Genomic DNA, 26,780 nt, shown 5'->3' on the forward strand with positions numbered 1-26,780 from the left:
TGAGAGAGCTCCACCGCCTTGAACCGTCACGTATGTATGCTCGGCACATGAACAACTTCGAAGAGTCACCAGTATCAAAGGTTCTTGGCACACACGCGTGCTGGAGGTCCCTCCGGTCCACTTCCGTCGGCCGACTGGCGTTAATCGGCAGCACCGGACCGGAAATCTTTCCGGTGAATTACCTGCCCGAGGATGGATCGCTGCTTTTCCGGACAGGCCCAGGGACCAAATTGGACGCGTTGCTGGAAGGTGGACCGGTCGCGCTGGAGGCTGACGGCCTCAACCCTTACGGAACCATTGCATGGAGCGTCGTGGTTAAAGGCCGTCCTGAAGCTCTTCCGGAGAGCGGAGTTGATCACGGCAAATTGGATGAGGGCCTGTCTCCCTGGGAACCAGGGTCCAAGGACTATCTGTTCCGCATTACGCCGACGGAAATCACTGGACGCCAGTTTGCCATCGATCCGTCCGCACGATGGTGGTCACCGCGGGAGCCCTGAAAGCGTCAGCGCTTCGGCGGGGTGACCCGGTACCGCACGTGCGTCACGAGGCCGGTACCGCTCACTTCGGTCGGCTCAAGCGTGACGTTGCCGACGCCGTCGAGCAGCCGTTCGCCTGCTCCCAGGATGATGGGCGAGATATGGAGCCGCAGTTCGTCCATGAGCCCCGCTGCGAGGTATTGCCGGGCGGTTTCCGCTCCGCCGGCGATGGCCACGTCCTTGCTGCCGGCGGCCTCCCGTGCCTGGGCCAGCGCCGATTCGATCCCGTCGGTCACGAAGTTGAACGTGGTGCCGCCCTGCATCTCCAGGGGCGCGCGTGGCTGGTGGGTGAGGACGAACACCGGTGCGTGATACGGGGGCTCCTCGCCCCACCAGCCCCGCCAGTCCTCATCCCACGCGCCGGGACCGGGGCCGGCGAACATGTTCCGTCCCATGATGAAAGCGCCCGCCGCGAGGATGCCTTCGATCGCCGCAGCGTTGGACTCGGGTTCCTCGAACATCCACCGGTGGAGGAGTTCGCCGCCCTCGCCCAACGGGTCAGCAGAGCTTTGGTTCGGTCCGGCGAGGAAGCCGTCGAGGGAGATGGTCAGGTCGCACGTGACTCGGCTCATGCGCCCATCATGCCACCCGGTCCGGCCCCTAGGTAGGGCCGGGACGATCGATCGTGACGGTGCCGGCGTCGCCGTCCACGCGGATCTGCTGGCCGCTGGCGAGCCGCTGGGTGGCCACTCCGGTGCCGAGCACAGCGGGAATGCCGTACTCCCGGGCCACGATGGAGCTGTGGCTTAACGGGCCTCCGACGTCGGTTACCACCGCAGAGGCCATCGCGAACAGCGAGGTCCAGGCGGGCGTGGTGATGCGGGCGACGAGCACCTCTCCGGGCTCCATCAGGGCGAAGTCCTGGGGCCCGCGGAGGACGCGGGCCGGAGCGGTGACCCGGCCCGAGCTCGCGCCGGTGCCCTTGATGACGTCACCGGTTTGGTGCTGCGAACCTGCGGGCATCATGGACCCGAAGGCCTTTTCCATCCACCGGCTCTCCGGCAGCATTTGCGGGGCGGCGGCCTTCACCTGGCCACGCCACAGCATCTTGCGCTCCTCGACGGCGGCGGCGCGGACAGGCTGGGAAGCTCCGGCTATCGCCACCTCCGGGGCTCCCGGCGCGGCCAGCCCAAACTCGACGGCGCTGCGCAGCTCCTGGTGGCGCAGCCAGAACACATCGCCGGGCTCGGAGATGACAGCGGAGTCCACCAGCCGCTGGCCGAGTTCGAGCAGCATCCGCCGCAACAGCGGCCAGGCCAGGCCGACGTCGGCCAGGGCGTCCTCGCGGATCGGCGCGGTGTTCTGTGCCCACCGGAGCAGACGCAGGAATGCGGCCCGGCGGCGCGGCCCGAGCCGCGTGCTGATCCGGCCGGCTGCGTCCTCCCGCCGCTCGGCGGACAGCCGCTGCCGCTCATGGGGGTCAGTGCCCTGCCCCCGCAGGTAGAACTTGACCGCGTCCAGCAGCGCTGACGGATCGTCGGCCGGTACCGGGCTGGCGAAGTCCAGGTTGTAAACCGCGTGGCCGAACCGGCCGAGGTGGTCCTGGAAGCGGAGACGCCACAGCTGCCACAACGACTCTGCGAACCCGGCAGGCGGGAAGCCCGTGCGCTGGGACTCGGCCAACGCCGTCGTCGGTTCGTGGAGAATCGCCGAGGCGAGCCCGGGGACGCCGCGGGCCCAGGCTGCCAGGCCGTACAGCGACTTCTCCGCCCGGATCGGTTCGCTGTCGTAGCCGAGGATGAACGTCACGGCGGGGGGATCGCCGTCGCGCCGGACGAACTTGTCGTAGTACGCCCGGAACGAGAGCTCGCTGGTGGCGGCGAGCGGAATGATGGACTGCACGGCTGTGTAGTACACGGTGCCGGCGTCCAGCAGCGCCTGCACACCTTCCAGCAGTTGCGCACCGGAGAGCTCGGTGACCGGCTTCGTAGACCAGTCTTTGATCACCTGTTCGTACCGGGGATGCGAAAATTCGCGCCAGCCGGCCACTCCCATGTGCGCCTGACCGCGTGCCAGCGCGCGCACCGCCGTCAGTGCCTTTCCCATAACCCGCCACATTCCCGAGGTGCGGTAGTAGTAATAGGCGTAGCCGTTGATGGTGGGCAGGCCCACGTCGTCTTCGCGGATGACGTTCGTACCCACGGCCTCGTTCATCAAGGCTCGCAGCGAGCGGGACACCGAGCCGTCAATGAGGTCGGCAAACAGCGGCGAGAGCGGGTCGGGGAGCTGTTCCACGATGCTCGCCCGGAAGTACATCCCCTTGGGGAAGGGCACTGGCCAGGTTTCCGGGGTGTCGGCCGCCTGTTCGGGCAGCGCGGTGATGGCCCGGGACTGCAGGATGAAGAACCTGTCAGCGGCCCGCGCCCACTCGATGTCCTGCGGCGCCCCGAAATGATCCGCACTCCGTGTGCCATACCCGGCGAGCGCGGCTGCGGCACCGTCGTCGAGGACGGGCCGACGACGGCGCTCGCCCGGCACCGGCTGCTCCCGGGTGCCGTGCTCGGCATAGACAGTCATGACCGCCTTGTCGGCGGTTTGTCGCGACAGCACGGAACCCGTCCCGGCGTCGACAACCACGTCATCAGTGGTGACCGTACCGCTGACCACTGACTCGCCCAGGCCCCACGCGGCACTGATCACCGTCTGGTCGCGGCGCCCGTTGGCCGGGTTGGCGGTGAACATCACCCCGGATGCATCGGCCGGGACCATTCTCTGGACCACGACGGCGAGGCGAACCGAGCCAGGTCCGATGCCTGCACGGGCCCGGTATGCCATGGCCCGTGCCGTCCACAGCGAAGCCCAGCAATCGATCACGGCCACGGACAAGGCCGCGGCCCCGCGGACATTCAGGTATGTTTCCTGTTGCCCGGCGAAGCTGGCGGAGGCGAGGTCCTCGGCCGTGGCAGAGGAGCGCACCGCAACAGCCGCATTCCCGCCGTCGAGACGTCCGCCGAGATGCCCGTAGGCAGCGGCGAGTTCCGCTGCGATCTCGGCCGGCATGGTGCCACCTGTGAACAGGGCACGGAGCTGCTCCGAGGCGTCCTCGTAGTCCTGTGGCGACGCATCCGGCGGCACGCTTGCCAGTTCCTGGATGCCGGCCTCCAGGTGGTTGGCTTCCACAAAGTGAGAATAGGCTGCGGTGTTCAGCACAAACCCCGGGGGGACCGGCAGCCCGGCCTGGATGAGGCCGCCCAGTCCCACGGCTTTGCCGCCAGCCACGGCGATGTCGCCTGCTCCCACATCCGCCAGGCTGTTGACATAGGTCATGAGCGCGCGTCCTTACTGCCCGGGTTGGGGCGCCTGCAGCGAACCTGATGCTCAACATACTCGCACTGCCGCAGGCAAGAGGCCATAGACCCGGAGGGCAACTTCGCATACAAGCTCATGCCAACCGGCCAGCGCTGATTTCCGTCGCGACGGCAACGCCGCCTGCTGTCGCCCGGCTGGAACCGACTACCCGGGATGCGGATGGCCCGAACTGGCCCGCTCTCCGTCGGACGTATCAGTAGGGAGCGTGGCCTCTGCTTGACGAAAACGCAGCAGGGCAACACCGAAGCCGATGAAGACCATAAGGGTAATGACCACTACGGCGTCGCCATGCTGGTCCCGAGCAAGGATGGTAGTGAAATCCGCCAAGGCATGGATGAGCATGAGCGGCCAGATCCAAGCGAAGCGGTACTGGAATGCCGCCAGCGCGAAACCGTAGCAGGCCGAGACTGCGACATTCGAAAGGATGTCCCACGTGCCGCGTCCAGTGGTGGCGAAAGCGGACAGATGCTGCAGGCCGAACAATGCAGCAGTCAGGATCACCGCCGAATAGGCCCTGAAGCTGCGCCCCAGCCTGTTCAAAACCACTCCGCGGCTGATCAGTTCTTCGTTGAAACCCACCAAGAGCAGCGTCAGCGCCCACAGCCCCCAGCCGGGAGGTTGCTCTACCAGTCCCCGGGGGAGGACCCACATCAAGGCTTCCGCCAGTGGGACCAGCAGCAGTAAGGCCGCCGTCCGGCCGCGCCACGGTACGCCGACGCCGATGACGTGCCATAGCCGGTAATAGCTCACCAGAGCCACTGCATAGGCGCAGCAGACGATATTGACGAAGAGGCCCATGTACCAGCCACCAATCCCCAGGGCCGGGGCTACCCAAAGGGCCAGCATAATGACGGCGAAACGACCGGCATGAACCATCACGCCGAACGACAGGTCCGATCTCTGGGCTGCAGACACATGCATAGCCTAGCCGCGGACACCAGACCACCCGGCCGCCCACTCCGAGGCTGACCATGCCCGTGCCGCACCTCTCCGCGGCACGGAAACGGAGTCTGTCTGCTGCGACAACCGTGTCTTAGGATTCACGCCGGCCGTGGTTCACATATTGTCGATTGATGGGCATGGAACAGATCGTCGAGTTGGAAGGGCAGACCTCCATCAATGAGCTCCTCGATGAGCCGATCGGCGCTACACACATTCAGCTGGTCTTGCCGATCCATGTCCAGCTCCAGTCAGGGCAATTCCGCCGCGTGTCCTGACGCCGCGGAAGGCGACCGCAGAGCGTCCGACGGCGGCGCTTGAGGTTATAGCGGAAGGCCCTTACCGTGGACCTTCCTGACTTTCATGCTGTGGCGTCGCACCGGAGTTCCACTGTTCTGGTCTGCGATCCGGCGGAGGCGGCGCCAGCGCACGCCGGCAGGGTGGTGAGCCTGATCAGTGGGTTGCGCCGCTGGACGCACCGGCCTCGGTCCACCCCCGCGGCGCCGGGAGCGAAGAATAAGCACCACGGGCAGGCCCAGCCAGACGAACGCTGCCCCGAATACGAGGATAACCGCCGGGATCGTGTCCATGATTAATTGTAGTGCCGAATCCGTAAGTGCACTTACTAATTTTTTGACGTATCCGACTACCGGCAGCTTCCGGCAGCTTCCGGCCGGACCTAGGCAGCCTGGACGGCGGGGCGGGGCTTTGGTGCGGGTCTTTGGGCTCGCCGGTAGATGAAGTATTCGGCCACCGCCAGGCTGAGGACCCAAGATGCGCCTATCAGGAGGGCCCGGGTCAGCTGGTCCACCGGTCCCACCACAAGAATCCAAGGAATGGTCACCACAACGATGGTTCCCTGGGCAATGCCGATGGCGTACGCCCGGGACATCCACTCGCTGTGCCGGACGTAGTTCCGCCGCCGCACCGCGATGAATCCAAGGATGATGGACGCCACCATGGCGGACCCGAAGACCAGCCGAAGGACGAGCAGCAGCGGCCCGACCAGGGGCGGGAGGTCATAGAAGACTGCCATCCACAGACCGGACAGGGCGGCGAGCAGACCGGTGGGGGCAAGAATGCGTCCGGCAATCTTGTGCCAGCTTGCCTTGCCGCGCTTGCCCCGGCGGAGCGAGGGAACGAACTGGAACGCCCCCAGCACCAGGTAAATCGTGACAGCGGGGATGTGGATCAGCACGGGGACCGGCGAATCGAAAAACCGCACATTATCCGGCGTCATCTGACCTCCCGATAATTCGGTCAGGCGCACGGCTCCGGCGATGATCGGGACGAGGCTGAGCAGGATCAGGGAGGCCGGAACAAGCCACCTGGTCCGGGGGTTTTGGCGGGAACGGGGAAGGGTAGCTGATGTCATGATGCCACGCCGACGCCGACCCCGAGACCGGAGTTCGTGGCGCTTGCAAAAGTTGTTGTCAGTGCACGGTTGTGAGCCTATGCTGTGGCCACGGCCCCACTCGGGGACCGTCCAGGATCCTCCCTTACTGGGTGCCAGGCACGCGCTGGGATGCCCGCGTCCTGGACATCACGGGACAGGAAAGACCATGACCAAATATCTGTTTGAAGCGAATTATGTGGGCGAGGGAATCACGGGGCTCATGCGTGAAGGCGGCACAAAACGGCGTGACGCGCTGGTGGATGCCCTCAAGTCCGTCGGGGGATCCCTCGAGTGTTTCTACTACGCCTTTGGGGACACCGACGTCCTGGGCGTCTTTGATGTGCCGGACCCGGCGGGCGCTGCAGCCCTTTCACTGATGATCAATTCGACGGGCAACGTGAACGTGCGCCTGAAGCCGCTCCTGACTGTGGAGGATATCGACGAAGCCGCCAAGAAGACACCTTCATATCGAGCCCCGGGGCAATAGGTTCCGGCTCAACGGGTCATCTGGCCAGCGGCCGCCGTCGGGAATTACGACGGCGGAGCGTCGGTTGGGTGCCCCGGGCCCGGCGGCGGGGGCGGCCATGGCACCCCTGTATCCTGACAATGCGCGTCGTGGAAATCGCCGCCCGCAATCGTCAGTTTCCGATCCGGCCCCGGACTCTTGGAATGGATCATTTATCAATACCGACATGCCAGCTCCCGTGGGAATTCCGACGTCGGCCCTCCAGCCCTCGCGCACAGCTGAGGTGGATGAGCCTGTCCTCGTGACGTGGGCCGAGGCTGGTGAGACCAAGTCCGCGCGATGGCGTTCGGCGAACGGCAGGCCGGCGCCAACGCGCGTCGAAGTGGTCACCGACTCCCTCACCGCCGATGAGGCGTACCGGATGGCGTCACAGGGGGTTGCGATGCTCTGGCACGGTGACTTCCACAACGCGCGGCAGATCCTCAACGCCCTGGACCGGCGGATAGGCGCCGGAAAGAAAAAGCCTGCAGAAACTCCGGCCGACGGATTCTATCGGCATCGCCAGTCCCGCTCGCACCGTGCACGCATTCTCGGCCTGCTGCTGATTCCCCTTGATCCGGGCCCGGTGGTTCCGCTGCGCCGCGCACCGGATATCAGTGAGGCCGCCGCTGAAGCGTACGGCGAAATCGGCGAATCTTCCGTTGTCTCCCTGCACGAGCTTGTGGGGGCAATTGGCGCCCACCAGTGGCGGCGGAATGGCGTCTACGTCGATGCCCTGCAGGGCCTCATCCACCCGCACTATGGGACGTTCTTCCCCACCCGGAGTGAGTATGTGGATCTGGTCGCCGCCGCTCCGCTGCCCGCTGACACGCTGGCGTTCGACGTCGGAACCGGCACCGGGGTGCTCGCGGCCGTCCTCGCGCGCCGTGGCGTCCACCGGGTGGTGGCGACAGACAATGAACCGCGTGCCATCGCCTGCGCCGCTGAGAATTTCCGGAACCTCGGTGTACAGGACCGTGCGGAGGCCGTCCTGACCGACATGTTCCCGCCCGGACGGGCACCGCTCATTGTGTGCAACCCGCCCTGGATTCCGGCAACGCCGCATTCCAGCCTGGACAGCGCCGTCTACGACCCCGGGAGCCGGATGCTGTTCCGCTTCCTGAACGAACTCCCCAGCCATCTGGAGCCGGGCGGTGAGGGCTGGCTTGTGCTTTCCGACCTGGCCGAGCACCTGGGCCTGCGCTCGCGTAGCGATCTGCTGGCCGCCATCGAGGCGGCTGGACTGAAGGTGATGGAACGGCTCGACACGAAGCCAACGCATCCGAAGGCGTCGGACCGCAATGATCCTCTGTTTGAGGCGCGCTCGGCCGAGGTCACGTCCCTGTGGCGGCTTGTTCCCCGGTAGTCACAGGCTTCACCGCAACGGGGCCTCTCCGCCGTCCGTCAGGCCCATGAACATCGTCCGGTGAAGGATGTCCACGTGTTTGCGGGAGACCTCCACCGCTTCCTGGACGCGACCGGCACGCAGGGCTGCCACCAGCACGACGTGGTCGCAGTTCGATTCGTGCAGCAGTTCGATGGGGTAGGGGATGAAGTAGGCGTAGAGCTCCGCCAGCGTCTCGTGGTACACTTCCACGGCGGTACCCAGGCCTGACGCCGTTCCCACCAGCTGATGGAACCGCTCGTCCGCCTGGTGGTAGTCGGACCAGTCCGCGGATCCAGCCATGTCGCGGGTCAGCCGGTCGAGCTCATCTAGCTGTTCAGCCGTGGCGTTGAGTGCCGCGTACTGCGTGACGGCGCATTCGAACAGCAGCCGCCGATCCACCAGCCGGTTCACGGCCCGGGACTCAGCCGGCGACGCCGAGAGTTCGGCCAGCACGCTCTGCGGAGGATCATCCGCAACAAACGTTCCACCGGCCCGGCCGCGGCGGCGGACCACGACGCCCTGTTCCGCCAGGCTCGCCAGGGCACGGCGGGCCGTGATCGGGCTGACCGAGAGACCCAAGGCCACGTCCTCCTGGTCGGGAAGGCGCTCGCCGGGTTTCAGCAGCCCAAGCGAAATCGCCATGCCGATCCGCAGCCGGACGGCGTCGATGGCGCTACGGCGGTCAATGCCGGCCAGCCTGCTTGCGCCGAAGGGCGAGGTGTCGGCGGTGTCTTCCAACTGGCGGGTCATATCCGCTACTTTACGGCCCATCTGCCCCTCTTCCCATAAATGGATCATTCTGATCTAATATAGTCCAGATCACATTCCCAACGTGGAGAACACCATGCAACGCACTCTTCCCCTCATCGCCGCCCAAGCCCGGCCGCGGCTCATCGGCGAACCCGTCTCGGCGTTCGCGGACGAGGTCACCGCCGCCCTGGCCGTCCAGCCGCACAGCAGGGTGGTGGTCTTTCCCGAGCTGCACCTGTTCGGAGATTCCGATCCGGACCAGCAGCGCACGGCAATGCTCCAATCTTCGGCGGAGCCGCTGGACGGCCCCCGGGTCAAGGAGCTTCGGCAGCTTGCCGCGGACCTGGGCATCTGGCTGGTCCCGGGCAGTGTGTGCGAGCGCGGTCCGGAAGGGCAGCTGTTCAACACCCAGCTGGTCCTGTCCCCGGAGGGAGAGCTTGCCGGCTATTACCGGAAAGTCTTCCCGTGGCGCCCGTTCGAGCCCTACGACCCCGGCGACCGGTTCACCACCGTGGACCTGGCCGGCATCGGCAGGGTGGGCCTGAACATCTGCTACGACGCGTGGTTCCCCGAGGTCTCCCGCCAGCTCGCATGGATGGGCGCCGAGGTCATCCTCAACGTCGTCAAAACCACCACCCCGGACCGCCGGCAGGAGCTGGTACTAGCCAAGGCCAACGCCATCGTGAACCAGGTCTTCGTGGTCAGCGTCAACTGCGCCGGCCCCACCGGCAAAGGCCAGAGCATCATCGTGGACCCGGAGGGCAACACCCTCGCCGAGGCCCCCGACGACGCCCCGGTCCTACTCACCGCGGAACTGGACCTTGCCGCCGTCGAGCACGTCAGAACCCACGGCACCGAAAACCTCAACCGCCCCTGGTCCCAGTTCCGCGACGGCGAGGACGCCGTCGAACTGCCCGTTTACCAGGGCCGGATCAGCCCGGCCACCTGGGCTCCCCAGTCCTTCAACGCCTAAGGAAACACCGTGACAACTCCCACGCTCACCCGCACGCTGAAACTGCCCTCGCTGGTCCTGTTCGGCCTTGCGTACCTGACCCCACTCATCGTCCTGGGGATCTTCGGCATCATTGCCGAAACCACGGGCGGGGCCTCGCCGGCCGCCTATCTGGTGGCACTCGTCGCCATGCTGTTCACGGCGCACAGCTACGGCCGGATGGCCATCGCGTATCCGGTCGCCGGCTCTGCCTACACCTACGTCCGCCAGTCCATCGATCCCCGGGTGGGGTTCCTCGTCGGTTGGGCCATCCTGCTGGACTACCTGTTCCTGCCGATGGTCATCTGGCTTATCGGCGGCTCGTACCTGAGCGCGCAGTTCCCGGCAATCCCCATCTTCGTCTGGATCGTGGGCTTCATCGTCATCACTACACTGCTGAACATCCTGGGCATCAAGGTGGCGGACAAGGCCAACTACGTGCTGATGGCGTTCCAGCTGCTGGTCATCGTGTTCTTTGTGGCGCTGTCCATCGGCAACGTGGTGGGCACCTCCGGCGCCGGGGGATTGGTGAGCAGCCAGCCGTTCTTCAACGACACGTCCAGCTTCGCGACCACCTCCGCCGGCGCGGCCATCGCCGCGTACTCGTTCCTTGGGTTCGACGCCGTCACAACTCTCACTGAAGAGACCATTGAACCGCGCAAGAATATGCCCCGCGCCATCATGCTCATCGCCCTGATCGGCGGCGGCATTTTCGTGACCGTGTCCTACGTGACCCAGCTGGTCCACCCGGGCGGGGTATTCGAGGACTCGGCCTCCGCCGCGAGCTCCATCGCGCTGCAGATTGGCGGGCAGCTGTTCGGCGCGGTCTTCCTTGCCGGCCTGGTGGTGGCTCAGTTCGCGTCCGGCCTCGCGGCGCAGGCCAGTGCCTCGCGCCTGCTGTACGCCATGGGCCGTGACTCCGTTCTGCCCAGGGCGGTCTTCGGCCGGCTCAGCGTGAAGTTCCACACGCCGGTAGTGAACCTGATCGTCACCGGCATCGTCGGCCTGATCGCGATCTTCCTGGACGTGGCCACCTCCACCTCGTTCATCAACTTCGGTGCCTTCACCGCCTTCACCCTCGTCAATGCCTCGGTGGTGTTCCACTACGTGCGCCAGCGCCGTGCCGGGCACCAGCTGAACCCCGTTTCCTACGTGGTGGTCCCGGTGGTGGGAGCCATCGTCTGCGCCTACCTGCTCTCACAGCTGGACAACAACGCCATTACGCTGGGAGTGTCCTGGCTGGTGCTGGGCGTGGTGGTCCTGGCCTTGATCACGCGCGGTTTCAAGGCGGCACCGCCGGAAATGACGGCCACGGAAAAGGCGTCCGTTGAGGCGACTGCCTAGACCCGGCAGTTTGTATCAGGCCGCTTAACCGAGGAGGAAGAACCGTGAGGATAGCGCTCGGGCAGCTGGAATCGGGCACCGACATCCGGGCCAACCTTGCCGTGATCGACCGGTTCGCCGGAGAAGCCGCTGCCGACGGCGCCACCTTGGTCGCCTTCCCGGAATACGCCACGTACGAGAAGAAGAAAGTGGACGCGTCGTTCCCCGAGATGGCCGAGCCGCTGGACGGCCCTATCTGCCAGGAACTCGCCGGCACCGCCCGCCGCCACCGCATCGCGCTGGTGGCGGGCGTGGTGGAAGCGACCGGGGATCTGGGCAAGGCGTACAACACCCTGGTGGCTTTCGGGCCGGATGGGAAGCAGCTGGCCTTCTACCGCAAGATCCACCTGTTCGACGCCCAGGGTTTCGGGGAATCGACGTTCATCAAGCCGGGTCCGTCCACCAGCCCGGTGGTGTTCGAGTCCGGGGGAGCGCGCTTTGGCCTGATGACCTGTTACGACCTGCGGTTCCCGGAGCTGGCCAGGTCACTGGCCGACGCCGGCGCCCAGGTCCTGCTGGTCTGTTCGTCCTGGGTGCCGGGCACCCACAAGACCGAGCAGTGGCTGGCGCTCAATGCCGCGCGCGCCATCGAGAACGCCGTCTACGTGGCAGGGGTGTGCCAGGCCCCGCCGGTCTCCGTAGGCCGCAGCATTCTGGTGGATCCCATGGGCGTCGTTGAAGCCGATCTCGGACTCGAACCTGGCGTCCGGGCAGCTGATATTTCGATTGAAGCGGTGGCCCGGGTGCGGGAGGCGTTCCCGACGTTCCGGCAGCGGAGGTTGTAGGCGGGCGAATAAACGGGGAAGTCCGCAGCCACTCCCAGCAGCTGCGCCGGCGGCCCAGCGCGAGGAACGCTTACTGTTGCTCAATCTGAACAGCATTGATGTGCCCGGGCGGCGGTGCCAAAATGGTCGGAGCACCATAATTGAGCCGATATGACCCAGGGGACAGGACCCAACGCAGGGCGCTTTCCCCACGATCGGACCTTCGGCTCTTCTCGACAGCCGGCACGATTGCCGGACACCTGGGCTTCGCCATCGCGGCGAGTCCAGCGCCAAAGACGGCGCCATCCGTCGGTGGCGGGTGACCTCCATCGGAGGAACCAAAGTGTCTGTATGCCAGCTGATGCTGCGGTCACCATTTACTTCCTGCCCGAATCCGCCCGGAGGCACCTGCCAGGGTCAATGCCCAGCGTGGACTCGGACGAAGCTGCCCGCGAACTGGTGGCAACCCAGGACGATAACCCCATGCTGGACATGGCCACGCTGCCCTTCGGCACCAGCTATGAGGCCGCCAAGGCGGGGCACACAGGACCTGAAAAGTAGCGCGGGGGAGTACGACGGCGGCGCCCGGGTTGGGCGCCGCAGGTCGCCGTAGGGGTCGGTCGCCTCAGGTGTACATGAGTGAGCCGGGGGTGGTGAGCTTTTCGCCGGTTTCCAGCCAGGTCTTGAGGCCGGAGAGGATCATGGGCCAGCCGCCGTAGAGCTGGTCATTGGCGCCGTCGCGAAGTTGGTCGTGGGTGACTGTGAGGTGGCAGGAATCGCCCACGGGTTCGATTTCCCAGGTGATGCGGGAGGTGCCTTCGGCCTTGACGTCCTCGCCCCAGAGTGCAGTCATGGTCTGGACGAGTTTGCGGGGCGGGTCCACTTCGATGTTTTCGCCTTCGCCCAGGAGTTCGCCGGCTTTCGGGTTGCCCATTTCGAAGCGGCCGCCCGGTGTCCAGTCCGCTTTGATGCTGTTGCCAAACTGGTACTTGCTTCGGATCTCGCTGTCCGTGATGGCTTCCCAGAGCCGTTCCGGGGTGGTCTTGATATAGATTTCGAAGATCTTTTCCATGGGACTTTCCAATCTGGTTTTGAGGTCGCTGAGGGCAGCGGCCCATGGTTGTGCATATTTGCTGACCCAGCGGTCGTGGACCAGGCGGATGGGCACCGGATTCAGGAAGTGGAGTTTCTCCCGGCCCCGACGGCGGGTGATGACCAGGCCGGCGTCCTCCAGCAGCTTGAGGTGCTTCATGACCCCATAGCGGGTCATTTCGAAGCGGGCCTCGAGTGCGTGCAGGGTCTGCCCGTCCTCCCGGAAGAGCTCATCGAGCAGGTCCCGGCGGGTGGGGTCGGCGAGGGCCTTGAACACAGCGTCCATGGTTCTAGAATAGGTGACTGATTGGTCACATGTCTAGGGTTGCGTCGGCTTATTCGGAAGTTCAGCAGCGCACCCACCCACGGAGCGCCCGTGACGCCGGCGCTCGCGTTAGGGGCTGACCACCCGCCCATTCTGAATCAATAGGTCCAGGTGGTCGGCGATGTCGGCCAGCACCGCGATATCGGCAAGCGGGTCAGCGGACAGTACCAGCATGTCGGCGTCGGCACCCGGTGCGACGACGCCGATCTGGCCTTCGCGCCCCAGCAGCTCGGCCGCCGTCGTGGTTGCCGAGCGGATGGCGTCAAGGGCAGGCTGGACCTTCCCCAGAAGCCGGAACTGTTCGTTCTGGTGGCGGTGCATGCCGCCAAGGAGGTCAGTTCCGAAAGCCATCTTTACGCCGGCTTTGTGTGCGCGGGCGATGGCGTCGAGGCCACTGGTGAGCACTGAGTCAACTTTCGCCCACATTTCTTCCGTGAGGCCAAAGCTCTTGCCTTCCTCCTTGAGCGCCCAATAGGTCACCAGGGTGGGCACCAGGAAGGCGTCCTTTTCAAGGAACAGGCGGAGGCTTTCGTCGTCGAGCAGGTTGCCGTGCTCGATTGAACGGACGCCGGCCTCGAGAGCCCGGTTTATGGCACGGGCGGTGTAGGCGTGGGCTGCGACATAGCGGTTGGCAGCCTCGGCCTCCTCCACGGCCGCCCGCATCTCCTCCATCGAATACTGGGTGGAGTCCACCCGGTCCGTGGGCGAGGAAACTCCTCCGGAGGCCATGATCTTAATGTGGTGGGCGCCCTTACGCAGTTCATCCCGCGCCGCGGCCCGGACCGCGTCCACGCCGTCGGCCACGCGGCCGATCCCACAGCACCCGCGGCCGTTGGGATCATGGTCTTCCCCCGGGAGGCGCATGTCCCCATGGCCGCCGGTCTGGCTGAGCGCGTGCCCGCAAAAGTGGATCTTGGGCCCTTCCAGCAGGCCTTCCTGCTGTGCCATCGCCAGGCCAAAGTCAGCCCCGGAGAGGTCCCGGACAGTGGTGAAGCCGCGGCGCAGCATCTGGCCCATGATCCGGGCAGTCTGCGCGTACACGTACGAGGCCGGTGTCCAGGTCAGCGACCGGAAGTCGGCACTGGCGGCGACCACGTGCACGTGGCAATCGATGAGCCCGGGAATGACGAACTTGCCGGTGCCGTCGATCACACGGGCTCCAGAGGGCGCTTCGGCTTCCTGTGCGATGCTGCTGATCGTTCCGTCAATACTGACGACGTCGGCAACGGAGTAGGTGCCCGCCTCGACGTCCAGGACGCTGGCGTTACGGATCACCAGGGGAGCGCTGCCTGCCATCTCGTCAGTGGGAGTCTTGGTGTTCGGGGTGGTGCTCACTTGGACGTTGTCCTTCCTCGGGCTTCGGTGGGGTGGGCGGCAAAGGCATCGGTGAGGTCCGCCAAATGCCGAGTGACGACGTCGACGGCGGTTTCCACGCTGTGCTGCGTGAAGCGGCCTTCGGCGTCCAGCAGGGCGAGGACGCCCACCACGTTGCGGCCGTCGTCGAGAACGGGAACGTTGATGACCGCACCGCAGCCGAGCCGCTGGATGAGTTCGGAATCGGCGAAGACTTCACGCAGCGCGTTCAGGTCGGCGGCCAGGAACGGCTCCTTGTCTTCGATGACTGTTCCGAGCCAGCCCGGGGAGATTTCAACGGTTTTCTCGCCACCCACCGGGTAATCGTCCGGGTGGCTGGTGAAGAGCCGCCGAAGGCTGGACCGTTCGGGAATCCATTGGAGGGCTGTAAAGAGGATGACGCCGGGATCCCGCCTCATCTCCTCGAAGGTCTCCCGAAACACTGCTTCCGCTTTCATCGGGTCCGCTATGCCGTTCATTTTTGTCCCGTTCCTGCCGGTGCCGGATCATTTTCGGAGCGGGCATTGATGTCCTCCAGGGATTTGCCCGCGGTGGATGCGCCGAAGATGACGACCCCCAGGACGCCGATGGTCAGGACCACCGTTGTCATAACGAACACTCCGCCGAAGCCGAGGGCCACTGAGAAGATGCCGATGATGGACGGTGCCAGGATGCTGCCGATCCGGCCCACGGCACTGGCCAGGCCGACGCCGGTGGCGCGCATCCAGGTGGGGAACAGTTCCGGCGTGTACGCGTAGACACCGGCGTAGGTGCCGTTCAGGAAGAAGGACAAGGTTGCCGCGGCCACCAAAATCATCCCCGAGTCGTTGGACTGGCTCAGCCAAAACGCGCTCAGCGCCGATCCGGCCAGGTACAGGGCGATGGTGTTCTTCCGGTCGATCCGGTCGTTGAGCCAGGCAGCGGAGAAATAGCCGGGAATCTGCGCTAGGTAAATGATGATCGAGTACTCGAAACTCTTGGTGACGGTAAACCCGCGGCCCACCAGCAGGGTGGGGATCCAGGAGAAGAAGCCGTAGTAGGAGAAGGTGATCACGAACCAGATCAGCCAGACGACGGCGGTCCGGCGGCGCATGGCCCTGGACCACATGAACTTGAGGGCGTTCCAGATGTTGATCTTCTGCTCATGCTTGGTGATCTCTTCGTTCCCGGGGGCGAGCGGAGTGAGTTGCTTGCCGGTTGCCGTCACAACGCTCTGCTCAAAACGCTCAACCACCTGTGTTGCTTCAGCGATCCGGCCACGGCTGATGAGGAAACGGGGGGATTCGGGCAGGCTTCGGCGCCACCACAGCAGGAGGAGGATGGGGATGGCCGTGACCACCTGGGCCCAGCGCCAGCCGTCCTCGCCCATCGGAACAATGAAGCGGCCAATGAGTGCCGCGCCCACGAAGCCAAAGGAGAAGAACCCGGCCAGGGTTCCAATGAACCAGCCGCGACGCTTCGGAGGAATGAACTCAGACAGGAACGGCGCGATGATGACGCTTTCGGCGCCGGCACCCAGGCCTGCAAAGATCCGTGCAATCAAGAAGACTTCGAAGTTGGGAGCCATGGCGGCCACTATGGACATCAGGCAGTAGAAGGCAAGCGCCCAGAGCATCACCTTCTTGCGGCCAAACCGGTCGCCCATCCATCCGGAGAGGATGGCTCCGAAGAAGAAGCCAAGCGGGGCGGCGGAACCCACCAGGCCAAGGCTTGCGTTGCTGAGGCCCCACAGTTCCTGGATGCGCGGGAGCAGGAATGCGACCACTGCCCCGTCCATGCCGTCGAACGAGTAGCCGAGGCCTCCGATGAGGAGAAGCTTGTAATGTGGACGACTGAGAGCCAGGCGATCCAAGCGTGCTGTAAGAGACATGGTGATTCCTGCCAAAGTGGGCCAAGTTGTACTTTTTTAGGAATATGCACAAGTCTGTGCAGATGCGATGTATAGAAGTTACGGCCAGAGTGTGAGGTAGGTCAATAGGTGAAACAAGAAATTAACTCCTCCTCGGTGACCGAGTGGCTGGACAGCCGCGTGCAGGGACGGAAATTGGCCGCCCGGCAGATGCAGGTCATCGGCGTCCTCCGGTCACAGCCCCGCCTCGCCTCCTACGGCTCAGTCAGCGACATTGCGGCAGCAGCGGCGTCGAACGCTTCCACTGTGACCAGAACGGCGCAGGCACTGGAATTCAAGGGCTGGTCCGATTTCCAGTTTGAGCTCCGTTCAAGGTTCCTGGCGTCGCTGAGTGCCCTCGAAGTCGCCGCTGAGCATAACGGCCACGTCAGCAGTCCTGCCCAGGCCGCCGTCTCCACGGATCGGGCCAATCTGGCGCATCTGGAGCGCACACTCGATCCGGCTACTGTCCGCGCCATCGCCGAAGCAATCGCCGAGGCACGGCAGACCCTGATTGTTGCCGCAGGCAGCTACGCGATCCCGGGCAAGGCCTTGGAACATAATGCAATCATTGCCGGCTACAACGTCCGCCTGCTCGACGCTGACGTGGCCGCATTGACGAATACCCTCGCCCGGGTGACTTCCGAAGACCTGGTGATAGTGATCAGCCTGTGGAGGGTCTACGACAGCACCATGCGCGCCGTGGAGATCGCCCACAACGTGGGCGCAACCATCGCTTCGATCACGGACAGCGCAGGCTCGCCCGTGGCCCAGCACGCCGAGCAGCGGATCGTCGTTCCCACCGAAGGGGCGGGGTTTTTCCCGTCGCTGACGGGTGCCGTCGCCGCGGTCCAGGCGATCGCCGTCGAACTGGCTTCCCTGGACCGTGAACGGTCAAACAAGAACATCGCCGCGTCCGAACGGACCTGGGACCAGATGCGGATCATGCACCCGCGTTCAAGCTCCTAAGCCACTTCAATTGCACCCCCGCGGCGAATCACGAGTCAGCGGGCTCTGCTACCCCGTCGAATTTTCCGGGTCCCGACGTCCCGCAGGCCTTGATGGACGGCGGTTCTCCGGGAAAGATGGCGCGCATGGCAACCTTTACCGAGTCCGATGACCTGCGGGGCGCGCAGTTTTCCGATGTGAATTTGAGCGGGTCCAGGTTCGTCCGCTCCGACCTGTCCGGTGCGGTGATGCGCGGCGTTTATGTTGAGCGCGTGGACATCGACGCTCCCTGGCTCCTCGAGGACGAAGGATCGATGCTGGTCAACGGCGTGGACGTGGCCCCGCTCGTTGACGCCGAACTCAACCGGCGCTTTCCTGGCCGGGAGCTGCGGCACGCCGGTGATCCAAACAGCCTGGGGAAGGCCTGGACCCGGCTCGAGGATACCTGGGCGGCCACTTTGCGGCGGGCGGCTGCGCTGCCGCCAGGCACCGAGGATGTAACGGTCGACGGCGAGTGGTCGCTTGCGCAGACGCTGCGGCATCTGGTGATGGCCACCGATAAGTGGCTGGGTGGGGCGGCTATGGGGCTGGAGCAGCCGTACCACCCGATAGGGGAGCCGAATGTTGAGTACGAAACGGACGGCCTGGACATGTCGGTGTTTCAAACGGCCAAGCCATCCTACGATGAGGTCCTCGAGGTTCGGGCCGGCCGCGTGAAAATGGTGCGGGACTTCCTCGGCGCCGTCACCACCGAGGACCTGCAAAAGCCTCACGAGGCTCCCAACGATCCGCGCTACAGCGTGACCACGCTTGACTGCCTGCACGTCATCCTCCACGAGGAATGGGAACACCACCGTTTCGCCGTCCGCGACCTCGAAACGATCGAAGTGCAGGCGGCGAAGGGCAGCTAACTGTCCGGTTTAATTCTGGCAGAAGTTGTCGATACGGGCTTCCGGCGGGCGTCGTATGAGTAAGGGCCAGAACGTACGGCCCTGACGACGGCGAGGTGATCGGCGTCGAGGCAGTGAAAGCTCAAAGCAGTGTCACCACGATGGGAGCACAAAAATGTCAAAGTATCTGGTCCTGATCTTCCAGGATGAAGCGGCGAAACAATCCGACGGCGAGGACATGAGCGCGCCTTACCAGGAGTTCCAGCAGCGCCGCGGCGCGTCCCTGCTCAACGGGGCCGCACTGCAGCCACCCTCGACGGCGACGTCCATCCGGCGCGACGGAGCGGGCGGATTCTCGGTCACCGATGGTCCTTTCGCCGAGTCGAAGGAAACGCTGGGCGGCTACTACCTGATCGAGGCAGGCGACCTGGATGAGGCGCTGGAGATCGCCAAGGAGGTGCCGGCCGGCATCGGGGTAGAGGTCCGGCCCGTGCGAATGGTCAGCTGATGGCGCCGGCCGCCAGCTCGGAGGTTGCTGCCGCGGTTGCCGATGCGCACCGCAGGGAGTGGGCTTTCGTGCTGGCGGCCACCGTCCGTGTTGCCGGTGATATCGACACCGCCGAAGAAGCCGTGCAGGACGCGTACGCCAGTGCGTTGTCCACGTGGGGTCCGCGCGGCATCCCGAAGAACCCTGGCGCGTGGCTCACGGTGACGGCCCGCCGTCGGGCCCTGGACATGCATCGCCGTGCCGCGACGGCGCAGCGGGCGCTCCCCAAGCTGTTCGAGCCGGAGGAGTACACAGGGGACGAGCCGGGCCGGGACTCCGAAGACATTGCCGATGACCGGCTGCGGTTGATCTTCACCTGCTGCCACCCGGCCCTGGCCTTGGACGCCCAGGTGGCCCTGACGCTGCGGCTCCTCTGTGGCCTGTCCACCGCTGATGTGGCGCGGGCGTTTCTGCTGCCCGAGGCCACCATGGCGGCGCGGATCACCCGGGCGAAGAAGAAGATCGCGGCCGCGCACATCCCCTACCGTGTGCCGGCGGCGTCCGAGCTGCACGAGCGCGTCGACGGCGTGCTGTCCGTGGTCTATTTGGTGTACACCACCGGGCACACCGCCCCGTCAGGAGCAGACCTGATGCGCCGTGATCTCGCGGAACGCGGCCTTGAGCTCGCGAGGATGCTCCGGCTCCTGCTTCCGCAGAACCGCGATGTCGCCGGGCTCCTGGCACTCGTTGTGCTCACCGATGCCCGCAGGGGCGCCCGGCTCGATGAGCACCGCGAACTGGTGCTGATGGAGAACCAGGACCGGACGAAATGGGACCGCCCGGCCATCGACGAAGGGGTGGCGCTCCTGCGCGAGGCGTTGAACTCCCGGCCCCCGGGCCGCTTCGCCGTGATGGCGGCCATCGCGGCCGTCCATGACGAGAGCGAGACGTGGTCCGGCACTGACTGGCAGGAGATCCTGGGGCTCTACGACGTGCTTATGGAGACGTGGCCCTCTCCCGTAGTCCAACTCAACCGGGCCATCGCCCTCGGCTTCGCGGCGGGCCCGGCGGAAGGTTTGGCGGAGCTGGATGCTCTCGGAGCCGTTCCTCAGCTGGCCCGCTATCCTTATCTGGCCGCCGCACGCGCCGACTTCCTGACCCGGCTGGGCCGTCTCGGCGAGGCCCGGGTCGCCTTCGAAGAGGCGTTGATCCTCACTGAGAACGACGCCGAACGGCGCTACCTCCGGACCCGGCTGAACGAACTGACGGCTTGAGCCGGGCTGAGGGCCTCCCCTTGGGGTGTGACGGGGGCAGTGGGAGGATGAATCCGTGGACCAATTCTTTGACTTCCTTCGCCATTACTGGTGGCTCGCCTTCCCTCTCAGCGGAATCGCCGGAGGTTGGGCAAGGTCATGGTCCAAGGCCAGCGAACGCCGGCACCGTCGCCGCATTGAGCTGTACAAGGTCAAGAACCAGGCGGTGCAGGCGGAGCAAGCCAGCCAAGCCCAGGTTGCCGCGCTGATGTCAGCGCACGACGCCGTGAACCGGCGGTGGCTGGACTACGAGCTGGACGTGGGGAAACTGATCGACTTCCCGGTCATGACGGATGTACGGGAGCCTCTTACTGTCGCATTCCTCCGGGCGAAGAAAGCGGCGGACGGGTTGCGGCCAGCCGCCCCGGGGGACATTACGACGGCGGCCGGGCAGGCTGAGTACCGGACGGCTGTGCACGGCTTTGAGCTGGCCTTCGACGTCGCAGAGCGCGAAGCCAAGCGGATCAAGGACCACAACTTCACTGAGCTGGAACGCCAGCGGTTGTCAACGGCCAGGAAGCTGCTCAACATCGCCTTGGACAATGCCGCCACGCCGGCTGAGCGGCAGACCGCATACAAGCGTGCCCGGCGGGAACTGGACGGACTGATCGTCCTGCCCGAAGCGACGGTAGCAGCGCTGGAAGTGAAGATTGCCGGCGAACTCGATTCGCCACGCGCCGCGGAGTAGGTTCGTGACCCCAAGCAACCATGCACCAGACTTGGGGGTGTGACGAACAAACCCCGTCCCGGCCTCGCGATCGCCGCGCTCAGCCTCGGCACCTCCCTGAACCCGCTGAACTCGTCCATGATCGCCGTCGCGCTGGTGGTCCTGCGGGAGGATTTCGCGCTCGACGTCGCCACGGTCACCTGGGTGATCACCTCGTTCTACCTCGCGTCCGCGGCCGGACAGCCGCTGATGGGCAGGCTTGCGGACCGTTTCGGGCCGCGCCGCCTGTTCACGTTCGGGATGGCCCTGGTGGCAGTGACCTGTGCAGTGGCGCCTTTCGCGCCCAACTTCGCGCTGGTCTGCGTGGCCCGCGCCCTCATGGCCGTGGGGACCGCGACGGCGTACCCGTCCGCCGTCGTGATGGTCACCGAACTGAGCCGGCTGGCGAAGCTGCCGGCCACCCGCCCGCTGGGCCGGATCCAGATGGCGAACACGTCGGCGGCCGCGGTGGGACCCGTCGTCGGCGGTTTGTTGGTGAGCCTGCTGGGCTGGCAGGCGCTGTTCGCCGTCAACGTGCCGCTCGCGCTGCTGGCGCTGATTGTGGTGCACCGGGCGGCGCCGGCCGATGCCGGGCGCGAAACCGGGAAGCTCTCCACCCTGATCCGGGACTCCGACATCCCCGGCATCCTGGCCTTCGTCGCCTCACTGATGCTCGCGATGATGGCGTTGCTAAACGTGATGCCGGGATACCGCTGGTGGCTCCTGGGCGGGGCGACCGTCATTGCCGCGCTGTTCGCGTGGCGGGAGCTGCGCTTCCGCCCGCCGTTCCTGGACCTGCGGCTGCTCGGGCGGAACCGGCCGCTACTGCTGGTGTATCTGGTGTTCGTCGTCTTCAGCGGCGTGTATTACTTTGCGTTCTTCGGACTGCCGCAGCTGCTGCAGGAGGCGGGACATTACGACGCCGGACTGGTGGGACTCCTGATGTTTCCGCTGGCGGCGATGTCTGTGCTGGTCACCCCGGTGACGGTACGGCTGATTGAGCGGTTCGGCGTGCGTCCGGTGCTGATCACCGGTGCGCTGATTCTGCTGGTTGCCTCGGCCGGGCTGTGGGCGTTGACGTTGTCCCTGTGGCCGCCCTTGGTGTTTGCGCTGACCGCGTTGATGGGTGTGCCGTACGGCGTGGTGAGTACGGCGTCGAACCAGGGCCTGTACGTGTCCGCCCGGCCGGAGGAGAGGGGAGTGGCGGCCGGCATTTTCCAGACCTGCCGCTACCTCGGCGCCATCACGGCGACGGTGCTGATCGGTGTGCTGTACGGGCCCGGAGTGAACCAGGCGAACTGGGGGCTGATGGTCCTGGTGATGCTGGGGCTGGGCGCGGTGGTGCTGGGGTTGGCGGTGGCGTGGAAGCGGAAGCGTGCTTAGCTGCAGCTTCGAAAAGCTGCCGCAGGGCGGCGAAGTCCAGGCTAGGCTGTCCGCCACAATAGACTCGGAGCATGCCAATCTCGCGCCTTGACCTAGGTATCCACACTCAGCCGTCCGCCCTCGAGCTGCTCGGGGCCCATCTGTGAGCGGCGGTCTCGTCGCCCTGCTGGACGACATCGCAGCCCTGGCTCGCATAGCGGCCGCCTCGGTGGACGACGTCGCGGCCGGAGCCGCCAAAGCGGGGGTCAAGGCCGCCGGTGTGGTGATCGACGACGCCGCCGTCACCCCGCAGTACGTGTCCGGGGCGGACCCGTCGCGCGAACTGCCGATGATCAAGAAGATCTTCTGGGGCTCGCTCCGCAACAAGCTGCTGATCATCCTGCCGGCACTGCTGCTCATCAGCGCTTTCGTCCCTTGGGCCATCCCGTTCATCCTCATGGCGGGCGGCACGTACCTCTGCTACGAGGGCGCCGAAAAGGTCTGGCACAAGCTCCGCGGACACCACACCGCGGAGGAAGATACGCCGGCGGTTGAACGCGGCCCGGAGGCCGAGGCCAAAGTCATCAAGGGCGCCATCACCACCGACTTCATCCTCTCCTGCGAGATCATGGTCATCTCCATGAACGAGGTGGCCCAGGATTCCCTGTTGTCCAGGGCGATAATCCTGGTGGTCGTGGCCCTGGTGATCACGGTGGCCGTCTATGGTGCCGTCGCACTCATCGTCAAGATGGACGACATCGGGATGCACCTGGCCGCAAAAGATTCCGCCGGCTCCCAGCGCACCGGTGAGATGCTCGTCAAGGGGATGCCCGCCGTGCTGGCTGCGATAACCTTTATCGGGACAATCGCCATGCTCTGGGTGGGTGGCCACATCATGCTGCAAGGTGCGCACGACCTCGGCTGGCACGCACCTTATGACCTGGTCCATGTCCTCGAGCACCCCTTCGCCGGGATCGCTGTGGTGGCCGGCTTCCTTGCCTGGCTCGTGAACACCTTATGCTCGGCCGTCGTCGGACTCGCCTGGGGCCTCGTGGTGATGGCCATCGTGCATCCGCTGCTCAAGGCTCTGCCGTTCGGAAAAAAGAAGGGCGGGCACGAGGAGGGCGACATCCGTGCCGAACTTGCCGGCTATCGGCCCACGAAACGCGACGAGGAACCCGCCTCCTAGCCAACATCAGGAGAAGCCGAAGACAGGCGGGAAGATCACAACCACCATCGCGGCCCAGGCCCCGTAGACCGGCAGGTACTGCGTCTGCCAGCGCTCGAGCTGTGCAAAGGCGCGCCGCCTGCGCAAGAATCCGACGGCGAGCCAGGCCGCCCGGACAAGGTGCACCAGCAGCAGGAGGTTCAGGCCGAGGGCGGCGACCTTGTTGGGGCTGAAACCGAACTCGGCAATGCGGGTCAGCATCGCGGTCAGCATCACGGCGTCAACTGCAAGGGCCGCGACCACAAGCACAAGCTGCAGCGCATCCGGCAGCCTGGGCGGTGCGAGCGGATCGCGGGCGGAAATCGAGTAGAGCAGCAGGCACAGGACCAACACGAGGATCGCGTCCATGAGGATCAGCAGGTCCCGGTTGACGTCGGTGAGTCCGCCGGCAGCCGCGAAGACGCCCAGGAGGGTCAGGAGCATGATGATCGTCAGGGGCGTGAACACCCGGGTGAGGACGGGGGCGATGTTCTCGACGACGTTCTGCTTGGCCTCGACGAGCCAGGCGGCGATGATGAGTGCCCCCGGCATCGCGAAGGGCAGGATCCACTCTGCCAGGATGGGCTCCAAGTCGACGCCGACAACCTGCAGGGCCGCGAACGTGAGCCCCACCAGAACGGCGCCGCCCAGCGCCAGGAGCGTGTAGTAGATCGCGAGCTCACCGGTGAACCGTGCGAAGTCCATGCGCCGGCTGTCGGAACGCCAGCTACCGCCGGCATACGCCACCCCGGCCAGCAGCCACAGGACGATGGGGGCGTGCAGGATGGCGAGAAGCTCGGTGGAACCGCCGGAGGCGAAGGGGTAGACGTTGACTACCACCGCCAGGGCGGCGAAGGGGACGAGCAGCATCGCCGCCACGCGCGGCGTGAGCCGGCGGGTCCACACGAAGTACCCGGCGAGGAACGGGAAGACCAGCAGGCCGAGGTTGCGCGCCTGGGCCGCGCCGTCGTCGAGCCAGGCCAGTCCGGCTTTGACCGCAATGCCGGCCCCGACGGCGAACGCGAGCACCACCGCCAGCTCCCGCCACGGTGGCGTCCCGCCGTCGTCGGAGCCCTCCGGGACAAGCACGAGCTGCTTCCAGAGCCGGTCGGAGTGCTCGCGGGCAAATTCGCGCGAGACGGCGTCCAGGTTGCCCAGGCGCTTGATCGCGACGAGGAAGGCCTCCTCGTCATCGAGCCCGGTGGCCTGGCGGTCGGCGATCTGCCCGCGCAGGTGGTCCTCGAGTTCGTCGATGTCGGCGGCGGAGATCGCCTGGCGGCGCTGGACATATCCGCGCCACTGTTCGATCTGGGCCTCGAGTTCCGCGTGCGGCTCCATCATGCCCATCCCGCGGCCGTGGCGGGCGGCTGCTGGGCCGTCTGCCACACCTGGCGCAGTGCCGCGGCGACGACGGACCACTGCTCCTGCCGGTCGGCGAGTGCATCCCGGCCCGCAGGTGTGATCGCGTAGTGCTTGCGCCGGCGCCCGGCCTCGGAGGTGCCCCACAACGATGAAACGTAGCCGAGCCGTTCCAGCCGGTGAAGCAGCGGATAGAGCATGCCGTCGGTCCATTGCATGCCCCCGCCCGACAGCTCACTCACGCGCTTGAGGATCGCGTAGCCGTACAGATCGCCCTCCGTCAGTATCCCCAGCACGAGCGGGGTTGCCGACGCGGCGACCAGGTCCTTATCGATGCGCATGGCACCTCCTATACCTAGAACTGTAAGGCATCGACCATAGCAGATCTAGGTATAGCAGGCGGCGGCCCAGTTAGTGCGTGCCCGCCCGCTCCTCGATGGGCCGCGGGCTCTTCCAGACTGACTCGCGCGGGCCGGGCGGGTACGCGGCCGTCTTTCCGGCCCAGGCGATCACCAGTGCGGCGATGACAGGGAGGGCCGCGGCGGCTGGGACCAGAAGCGGTCCGGCCAACACCAGGGCGGCGGAGCCGTAGAGGGCGCCGATGGTGATGCCCAGTTGGATGGTCAGGACCGTGAGGCCGTTGGCTGCGTCTTTGTTCTCGCGGCCGGCGCGGAGGATGGCCGACTGGTTGTAGATGCCGATGGCACCCAGGCCGGCGCCCCACACCGACATCAGCACCAGGGCGAAGGCAAGGCTGCCGCCCACGAACGGCAACAGCAGCATCGAGACGGCGATTGCCGCCGTCGTAATCAAAAGCGAGCGGCGCGGGTGGGAATCAACGGTGAGCCCCGCGATCCAGATGCCGAGGAGGCCGGAGACGCCCAGGACGGTGAGGGAGAGGCTGATGGCGTAGCCGGGCAGGCCGGCGTCGCGGATGTATGGGGCGATGTAGGTGAACAGTGCGAAGTGGGCCAGGACCAGCAGTGGCCAGGCGATGGCCACGGGCTTCACGCCGGGCTGGGCGATGGCCGCGCGCAGGGAGGGGCGGGCCTCGCCGGCGGCGCGCCGGACGGACGGGAGCAGGAAGAATCCGAGGACGGCCAGGAGCAGGCTGAAGCCCGCGAGGGCCAGAAACGACGCGCGCCAGCCGAGGAAACCGCCTAGGGCGGTGCCGATCGGGGCGCCGATGGCCAGGCCCAGGCTGTTGCCGCTGAAGACGATGGCCAGGGCCTTGCCCACCTTGGCAGCCGGGACCACGCGGGCGACGTAGGGGGCCATGGTGGTCCAGAGCAGTCCGTGGGCCAGGCCGCCCACCAGCCGCGCGATCATGGCGGCGGTGAAGTTGGGCGCGAGGCCCACCATGGCATTGCTGAGTGCGAACGTCAGCACGAGCGCCACGAGCAGCGGGCGCTTCGGGACCTTGCCGAGCAGCCGTGCGGCGGGCACCACGGTGACCACGATGACGGCGGCGTAGGCGGCGGCGAGGTAGCCGGCCACCGGTTCGGAGACGTTCAGGCCGGTGCTGATCTGGGGGAGTAGGCCGGAGGGGAGCAGTTCGGTGGTGATGGCGGTGAAGGCGATGGTGGCCAGGACCATCATGGCGGCCAGAGGGAAACGCTGGGCCGCCGGCGCGGAAGTCGCGGAGGACATGGGGGAGTAGTTCCATTCAAGGAGGAGGGGGATGGAACCGGGCTCTGCGGGCCGAACAATTCCTCCATAAGTTTACCGGGTGAACGGGGTTGTTACGTGCGGGATGTGACGCAAATCTGGATGATGTAGCGCACGACGGCGGCACTCGTTTGACCGCCGCGTGGGCGTGTTTGTGGGCAGGCGGCGGCAGGTCAGGTTACTGTCGCGACAACACGTAAACAGCCCCGTCGATGCAAGGAA

27 protein-coding genes are annotated in these 26,780 nt (G+C 65.9%); 15 read left to right on the forward strand and 12 right to left on the reverse strand.

Annotated elements, in window-relative coordinates; translation table 11 throughout:
- Window positions 1-47: 47 nt before the first annotated feature.
- Entirely contained in the window at window positions 48-497 is a 450-nt protein-coding gene (locus ACZY1F_RS04925; RefSeq protein WP_463940571.1) for a pyridoxamine 5'-phosphate oxidase family protein, read from the forward strand.
- Window positions 498-502: 5 nt separating this feature from the next.
- On the opposite strand, the gene ACZY1F_RS04930 is transcribed toward ACZY1F_RS04925, so the two are convergent.
- The 3 genes from ACZY1F_RS04930 to ACZY1F_RS04940 form a co-directional block, all read right to left on the reverse strand.
- Window positions 503-1,108 carry a dihydrofolate reductase family protein gene (locus tag ACZY1F_RS04930; protein ID WP_463940572.1) on the reverse strand — a complete coding sequence of 202 codons (606 nt, stop codon included), beginning with the start codon at window positions 1,106-1,108 and terminating at the stop codon, window positions 503-505.
- A 28-nt stretch (window positions 1,109-1,136) separates the two neighbouring features.
- Entirely contained in the window at window positions 1,137-3,803 is a 2,667-nt protein-coding gene (locus ACZY1F_RS04935) for a PEP/pyruvate-binding domain-containing protein (RefSeq protein WP_463940573.1), read from the reverse strand.
- A 186-nt stretch (window positions 3,804-3,989) separates the two neighbouring features.
- Window positions 3,990-4,760, reverse strand: coding sequence for a CPBP family intramembrane glutamic endopeptidase (locus ACZY1F_RS04940; protein WP_463940574.1), 771 nt, complete (start codon window positions 4,758-4,760; stop codon window positions 3,990-3,992).
- 158 nt (window positions 4,761-4,918) lie between these two features.
- Between ACZY1F_RS04940 and ACZY1F_RS04945 the strand changes: the two genes are divergently transcribed.
- Window positions 4,919-5,062: a hypothetical protein gene (locus ACZY1F_RS04945; protein ID WP_463940575.1), complete on the forward strand. Its 144-nt coding sequence runs from the start codon at window positions 4,919-4,921 to the stop codon at window positions 5,060-5,062.
- Between the two features lie 401 nt (window positions 5,063-5,463).
- Here the strand turns inward: ACZY1F_RS04945 and ACZY1F_RS04950 are convergent, their stop codons facing one another.
- The gene (locus ACZY1F_RS04950) at window positions 5,464-6,159 is read right to left on the reverse strand and encodes a DUF2306 domain-containing protein (protein WP_463940576.1); all 696 of its coding nucleotides are present in this window, start codon (window positions 6,157-6,159) and stop codon (window positions 5,464-5,466) included.
- A 187-nt stretch (window positions 6,160-6,346) separates the two neighbouring features.
- Here ACZY1F_RS04950 and ACZY1F_RS04955 point away from each other — a divergent pair, with 187 nt between their 5' ends.
- Both ACZY1F_RS04955 and ACZY1F_RS04960 read left to right on the forward strand, forming a co-directional pair.
- Complete coding sequence (locus tag ACZY1F_RS04955) at window positions 6,347-6,667, forward strand: GYD domain-containing protein (RefSeq protein ID WP_463940577.1); 321 nt, start codon at window positions 6,347-6,349, stop codon at window positions 6,665-6,667.
- Window positions 6,668-6,872: 205 nt separating this feature from the next.
- A complete protein-coding gene (locus ACZY1F_RS04960) occupies window positions 6,873-8,051 on the forward strand; it encodes a methyltransferase (protein WP_463940578.1) in 1,179 nt (392 codons plus the stop codon).
- A gap of 9 nt (window positions 8,052-8,060) precedes the next feature.
- Here the strand turns inward: ACZY1F_RS04960 and ACZY1F_RS04965 are convergent, their stop codons facing one another.
- Entirely contained in the window at window positions 8,061-8,822 is a 762-nt protein-coding gene (locus tag ACZY1F_RS04965; RefSeq protein WP_463940579.1) for a FadR/GntR family transcriptional regulator, read from the reverse strand.
- 94 nt (window positions 8,823-8,916) lie between these two features.
- Between ACZY1F_RS04965 and ACZY1F_RS04970 the strand changes: the two genes are divergently transcribed.
- From ACZY1F_RS04970 to ACZY1F_RS04985, 4 genes are all read left to right on the forward strand, one after another.
- Entirely contained in the window at window positions 8,917-9,795 is an 879-nt protein-coding gene (locus ACZY1F_RS04970) for a carbon-nitrogen hydrolase family protein (RefSeq protein WP_463940580.1), read from the forward strand.
- 9 nt (window positions 9,796-9,804) lie between these two features.
- On the forward strand, window positions 9,805-11,157 hold the full coding sequence (locus ACZY1F_RS04975) for an APC family permease (protein ID WP_463940581.1): 1,353 nt from the start codon (window positions 9,805-9,807) through the stop codon (window positions 11,155-11,157).
- A 44-nt stretch (window positions 11,158-11,201) separates the two neighbouring features.
- Window positions 11,202-11,981 (forward strand): carbon-nitrogen hydrolase family protein, encoded by a 780-nt coding sequence (locus ACZY1F_RS04980; RefSeq protein WP_463940582.1) that lies wholly within the window; start codon window positions 11,202-11,204, stop codon window positions 11,979-11,981.
- 330 nt (window positions 11,982-12,311) lie between these two features.
- Window positions 12,312-12,521 carry a hypothetical protein gene (locus ACZY1F_RS04985; RefSeq protein WP_463940583.1) on the forward strand — a complete coding sequence of 70 codons (210 nt, stop codon included), beginning with the start codon at window positions 12,312-12,314 and terminating at the stop codon, window positions 12,519-12,521.
- Window positions 12,522-12,585: 64 nt separating this feature from the next.
- Here the strand turns inward: ACZY1F_RS04985 and ACZY1F_RS04990 are convergent, their stop codons facing one another.
- The 4 genes from ACZY1F_RS04990 to ACZY1F_RS05005 all read right to left on the reverse strand — a co-directional run bounded on the left by ACZY1F_RS04990 (window position 12,586) and on the right by ACZY1F_RS05005 (window position 16,600).
- Entirely contained in the window at window positions 12,586-13,338 is a 753-nt protein-coding gene (locus tag ACZY1F_RS04990; protein WP_463940584.1) for an ArsR/SmtB family transcription factor, read from the reverse strand.
- Between the two features lie 108 nt (window positions 13,339-13,446).
- Window positions 13,447-14,673 carry a metal-dependent hydrolase family protein gene (locus ACZY1F_RS04995; RefSeq protein WP_463941126.1) on the reverse strand — a complete coding sequence of 409 codons (1,227 nt, stop codon included), beginning with the start codon at window positions 14,671-14,673 and terminating at the stop codon, window positions 13,447-13,449.
- Between the two features lie 35 nt (window positions 14,674-14,708).
- A complete protein-coding gene (locus tag ACZY1F_RS05000; protein ID WP_463940585.1) occupies window positions 14,709-15,209 on the reverse strand; it encodes a GAF domain-containing protein in 501 nt (166 codons plus the stop codon).
- Window positions 15,206-16,600: an MFS transporter gene (locus ACZY1F_RS05005; RefSeq protein ID WP_463940586.1), complete on the reverse strand. Its 1,395-nt coding sequence runs from the start codon at window positions 16,598-16,600 to the stop codon at window positions 15,206-15,208. Before ACZY1F_RS05005 ends, ACZY1F_RS05000 begins: the two co-directional genes overlap by 4 nt.
- Before the next feature lie 108 nt (window positions 16,601-16,708).
- Between ACZY1F_RS05005 and ACZY1F_RS05010 the strand changes: the two genes are divergently transcribed.
- From ACZY1F_RS05010 to ACZY1F_RS05040, 7 genes are all read left to right on the forward strand, one after another.
- A complete protein-coding gene (locus ACZY1F_RS05010; RefSeq protein WP_463940587.1) occupies window positions 16,709-17,587 on the forward strand; it encodes a MurR/RpiR family transcriptional regulator in 879 nt (292 codons plus the stop codon).
- A gap of 125 nt (window positions 17,588-17,712) precedes the next feature.
- Complete coding sequence (locus tag ACZY1F_RS05015; protein WP_463940588.1) at window positions 17,713-18,477, forward strand: DinB family protein; 765 nt, start codon at window positions 17,713-17,715, stop codon at window positions 18,475-18,477.
- Window positions 18,478-18,631: 154 nt separating this feature from the next.
- Window positions 18,632-18,964: a YciI family protein gene (locus ACZY1F_RS05020; protein ID WP_463916689.1), complete on the forward strand. Its 333-nt coding sequence runs from the start codon at window positions 18,632-18,634 to the stop codon at window positions 18,962-18,964.
- On the forward strand, window positions 18,964-20,217 hold the full coding sequence (locus ACZY1F_RS05025) for an RNA polymerase sigma factor (protein ID WP_463940589.1): 1,254 nt from the start codon (window positions 18,964-18,966) through the stop codon (window positions 20,215-20,217). Before ACZY1F_RS05020 ends, ACZY1F_RS05025 begins: the two co-directional genes overlap by 1 nt.
- A 55-nt stretch (window positions 20,218-20,272) precedes the next feature.
- A complete protein-coding gene (locus tag ACZY1F_RS05030) occupies window positions 20,273-20,944 on the forward strand; it encodes a hypothetical protein (RefSeq protein ID WP_463940590.1) in 672 nt (223 codons plus the stop codon).
- Between the two features lie 39 nt (window positions 20,945-20,983).
- Complete coding sequence (locus ACZY1F_RS05035) at window positions 20,984-22,345, forward strand: MFS transporter (protein ID WP_463940591.1); 1,362 nt, start codon at window positions 20,984-20,986, stop codon at window positions 22,343-22,345.
- Window positions 22,346-22,487: 142 nt separating this feature from the next.
- Complete coding sequence (locus tag ACZY1F_RS05040) at window positions 22,488-23,513, forward strand: DUF808 domain-containing protein (protein WP_463940593.1); 1,026 nt, start codon at window positions 22,488-22,490, stop codon at window positions 23,511-23,513.
- A gap of 6 nt (window positions 23,514-23,519) precedes the next feature.
- Here ACZY1F_RS05040 and ACZY1F_RS05045 read toward each other — a convergent pair whose 3' ends face one another.
- The 3 genes from ACZY1F_RS05045 to ACZY1F_RS05055 form a co-directional block, all read right to left on the reverse strand.
- Window positions 23,520-24,872, reverse strand: coding sequence for a permease prefix domain 1-containing protein (locus tag ACZY1F_RS05045; RefSeq protein ID WP_463940595.1), 1,353 nt, complete (start codon window positions 24,870-24,872; stop codon window positions 23,520-23,522).
- Entirely contained in the window at window positions 24,869-25,231 is a 363-nt protein-coding gene (locus ACZY1F_RS05050; RefSeq protein WP_463940596.1) for a PadR family transcriptional regulator, read from the reverse strand. The genes ACZY1F_RS05045 and ACZY1F_RS05050 overlap by 4 nt, the downstream gene beginning before the upstream one ends.
- Before the next feature lie 70 nt (window positions 25,232-25,301).
- A complete protein-coding gene (locus ACZY1F_RS05055; protein WP_463940598.1) occupies window positions 25,302-26,540 on the reverse strand; it encodes an MFS transporter in 1,239 nt (412 codons plus the stop codon).
- Window positions 26,541-26,780 lie beyond the last annotated feature (240 nt).

Source organism: Pseudarthrobacter xylosi, from assembly GCF_055412765.1.